The following is a 2,735-nucleotide window of genomic DNA, read 5'->3' as shown; positions in this document are numbered from 1 at the left end:
TCGGCGCTTCCGGCTTCGCGGGCGCAGCCTTCTTCGTCGTACTGCTCTTCGGCGCGAGGCCACGCGCGGCCGAGGACGGTCGGGTGCCGGTGCCGCGGCCGGGCTGGCCGCGGGTACCGATCGGGATGATGTCAGCGTCGGCCATCGTGGTCTCCGGCAAGCGTGAGCTGGGCGGGACGGTCCTCGTCGACCGGGGGCAGGTGGTCGGCCAGCGCGGCGAGGACGCGATCCGCGCGTCCGCCGGCGGGCGGCAGGGTGGCGACGAACTCGGCCAGCGACTCCGCGGTCGAGTACTGCGGCTCGAACCCGAGGTCGGTGCGCATCCGGGTGGTGTCGACGCCACGGCCGTAGGTGAGGAACGCCATCAGCTCGGGCGACAGGTCCGCCACGCGGGCCGACTTGAGGACCGAACCGAGGCCACCGAAGGCAACACCGGGCAGCGGCACGCTGGTGCGGCCCATCCGGCGCAGCACCTGGGAGAGCATGACCAGGCCGTCGCCGGCGACGTTGAAGGTGCCGCCCGTGTCGGAGAGCACCGCGTGGCGCAGCACGCGATTGAGGTCGGTCTCGTGCAGGAACTGCAGGCGCGGGTCGAAGCCCAGCACGGTCGGGATCACCGGCATCCGCAGGTACGAGGCCAGCGGGCTCATCACCCGGGGACCGAGCACGTTGGCGCACCGCAGCAGGGTGACCTGGACGTCGGGACGCCGGCGTGCGAAGCCGCGGACGTAGCCCTCGACCTCGGTGACGTCCTTGGCGTAGCCGGTGCGCGCAGGGCGGCGGGGCTCCATGTCCTCGGTGAACATCGCGGGATCACGGCTGCTGGCGCCGTACGCGATGGTCGAGGACTTCACGACGAGCTGGCGGACCTGCTCGGCCTTCTGGCACGCCGCGAGGAGCTGCATCGTCCCCATGACGTTGAGCTCCTTCATCGTGCCGCGGGCCCCGGCCGAGCCGGGCGTGGCGATGACGCTCATGTGGACGACTGTGTCGACGTCCTCCTTGGCGATCACCTTGGCGATCACCGGGGTGCGGATGTCGGCGCGCACGAAGGTGACGTCGCCGAGATCACCGCGAGGCGGGATCACGTCGACGCCGATGACGCGGTCGACTCCGGGATCGGTGGCAAGGGTGCGTGCGAACGTGCGCCCGAGGTCACGGGAGACCCCCGTGACCAGGACCGTGCGACCGGCGCCCATACCCCGACTCCTCAGCTCAGGCCGACGCGCTCAGTGCGCGCGGCATGACCACTTGCTGCAGAAGAATTACTTGCCGAGCTTGCGACGCTGAACGCGCGTCTTCTTCAGCAGCTTGCGGTGCTTCTTCTTCGCCATCCGCTTACGGCGCTTCTTGATGACAGAACCCACGTGGAACCTCTCCAGGTCGCCGGGCAACGTCGCCCAGCGGAACGTTCGACGCTCCGGGTAGTCCCGGAGCACCCGGTCAGCCTAACGGTGACCGAGTGACCCCGGTGAATCAGCGTAAGAAGATGGGATGAAGATCGCTTTACGCGAGTGAGCCCGAGCCCGGCCAACGGCGGGGGTCTGGCTGTGGTGTCCGGCCGGGATCAACCTACCCAGCGTCGTAGAAGGACTTGCGGAGGTACTCGTTGACGTTGTCCTCGGTGACCCGGAACGACCGCCCGACCCGCACCGCGGGCAGCTCGCCGTTGTGGACCAGTCGATAGACGGTCATCTTGGAAACTCGCATGACCGAGGCGACCTCGGCGATGGTGAGGAATTTCGGGTCCGGAAGGGACTCGGCGCGCTCGCGCGACGTAGGAGCCATGACAACCACCGCTTTCTGCGCGCCCGTCACTGCCTTCCCCAGCAGTGAACTCTGCGGACGCCTGAGCGTGACAATAGGGCCAGATGTGACGCGTGGGGAAGAGATTCACCAGTGAAACTTTTGAGGTGGCGGCGTGTCGTCTTGACCGGGCCGGTTAAGTCACAGCCGTGTGGTTCGTTCACGGCCCGCCGCTCGGTGCTGTCGGCGGTCGCTGGCAGACTTCGCAACATGACGATCCAGGCGCTGCTCCTCGACCTGGACGACACGCTCGTGGACCACCGTGGCGCGGCCGATCGGGGCCTGCGCGCATGGCTGACGGGCCTGGGCCTGGCCGAGTCGCCGGCCGAGCTCGAGAGCCACGTGGAGCGCTGGTTCGTGCTGGAGGCGCGCCACTACGAGCGCGCCCAGCGGCGGGAGCTGACCTACACCGAGCAGCGGCGCGTGCGGATCCGTGCGTTCCTGCCCAGCTGGGACCTTGCCGACGACGAACTGGCCGACGACGTGTTCGCCGGCTTCCTCGGCTGCTACCAGGCAGCCTGGCGCGCGTTCGACGACGCAGCAGCGCTGATCGCCCGTGTCCGCCGGGCCGGCATCCCGCTCGGCATCCTCACCAACGGCGACGAGACGATCCAGACCAACAAGCTGCGCCGCACCGGCCTGCTCCGCCCGGACGTCCCCGTCTTCGCGTCCTCAGCACTCCCGGCCGCCAAGCCGGACCCGCGGTCCTACCTCACCGCGTGCGCGCGGCTCGGCGTCGCACCTGCCTCGACGCTGATGGTGGGCGACTCGTTGCGCCACGACGTCGTCGGCGCCCAGCGGGCGGGCCTGCAGGCGCGCCTGCTCGACCGCCACGGTCGCTACGACGCCCGCAGCGACCGCGATCGCGTCCAGTCCGTGCGCGGGCTGACCGAGCTCAACGACCTGGTCGGCCAGATCGCCAGCTAGGA

Annotated in this window: 4 protein-coding genes; 1 reads left to right on the top strand and 3 read right to left on the bottom strand. The window is 69.6% G+C overall.

Going from position 1 to position 2,735, the window contains the following annotated elements:
- Positions 1-131: 131 nt before the first annotated feature.
- The 3 genes from ACOADB_RS09785 to ACOADB_RS09775 form a co-directional block, all read right to left on the bottom strand.
- Positions 132-1,199, bottom strand: coding sequence for an NAD-dependent epimerase/dehydratase family protein (locus ACOADB_RS09785; RefSeq protein ID WP_378597769.1), 1,068 nt, complete (start codon positions 1,197-1,199; stop codon positions 132-134).
- A gap of 66 nt (positions 1,200-1,265) precedes the next feature.
- Positions 1,266-1,367 carry a 30S ribosomal protein bS22 gene (locus ACOADB_RS09780; RefSeq protein WP_008356322.1) on the bottom strand — a complete coding sequence of 34 codons (102 nt, stop codon included), beginning with the start codon at positions 1,365-1,367 and terminating at the stop codon, positions 1,266-1,268.
- Between the two features lie 205 nt (positions 1,368-1,572).
- Positions 1,573-1,788, bottom strand: coding sequence for a helix-turn-helix domain-containing protein (locus tag ACOADB_RS09775; protein ID WP_182379057.1), 216 nt, complete (start codon positions 1,786-1,788; stop codon positions 1,573-1,575).
- Between the two features lie 228 nt (positions 1,789-2,016).
- On the opposite strand from ACOADB_RS09775, the gene ACOADB_RS09770 reads away from it, so the two are divergent.
- The gene (locus tag ACOADB_RS09770) at positions 2,017-2,733 is read left to right on the top strand and encodes an HAD family hydrolase (protein ID WP_378597768.1); all 717 of its coding nucleotides are present in this window, start codon (positions 2,017-2,019) and stop codon (positions 2,731-2,733) included.
- The last annotated feature ends 2 nt before the right edge of the window (positions 2,734-2,735 follow it).

Source organism: Nocardioides sp. CPCC 206348, from assembly GCF_048654705.1.
Classification (GTDB): domain Bacteria; phylum Actinomycetota; class Actinomycetes; order Propionibacteriales; family Nocardioidaceae; genus Nocardioides.
Note: the sequence above shows the minus strand (reverse complement) of the source record. Positions and strands in the feature narration are given on the sequence as shown.

What these genes read in the sequence shown, in the direction of transcription:
- ACOADB_RS09770 (WP_378597768.1), top strand. Translation starts at nt 2,017, where the DNA reads ATGACGATCCAGGCGCTGCTCCTCGACCTGGACGACACGCTCGTGGAC.
- ACOADB_RS09775 (WP_182379057.1), bottom strand. Translation starts at nt 1,788, where the DNA reads ATGGCTCCTACGTCGCGCGAGCGCGCCGAGTCCCTTCCGGACCCGAAA.
- ACOADB_RS09785 (WP_378597769.1), bottom strand. Translation starts at nt 1,199, where the DNA reads ATGGGCGCCGGTCGCACGGTCCTGGTCACGGGGGTCTCCCGTGACCTC.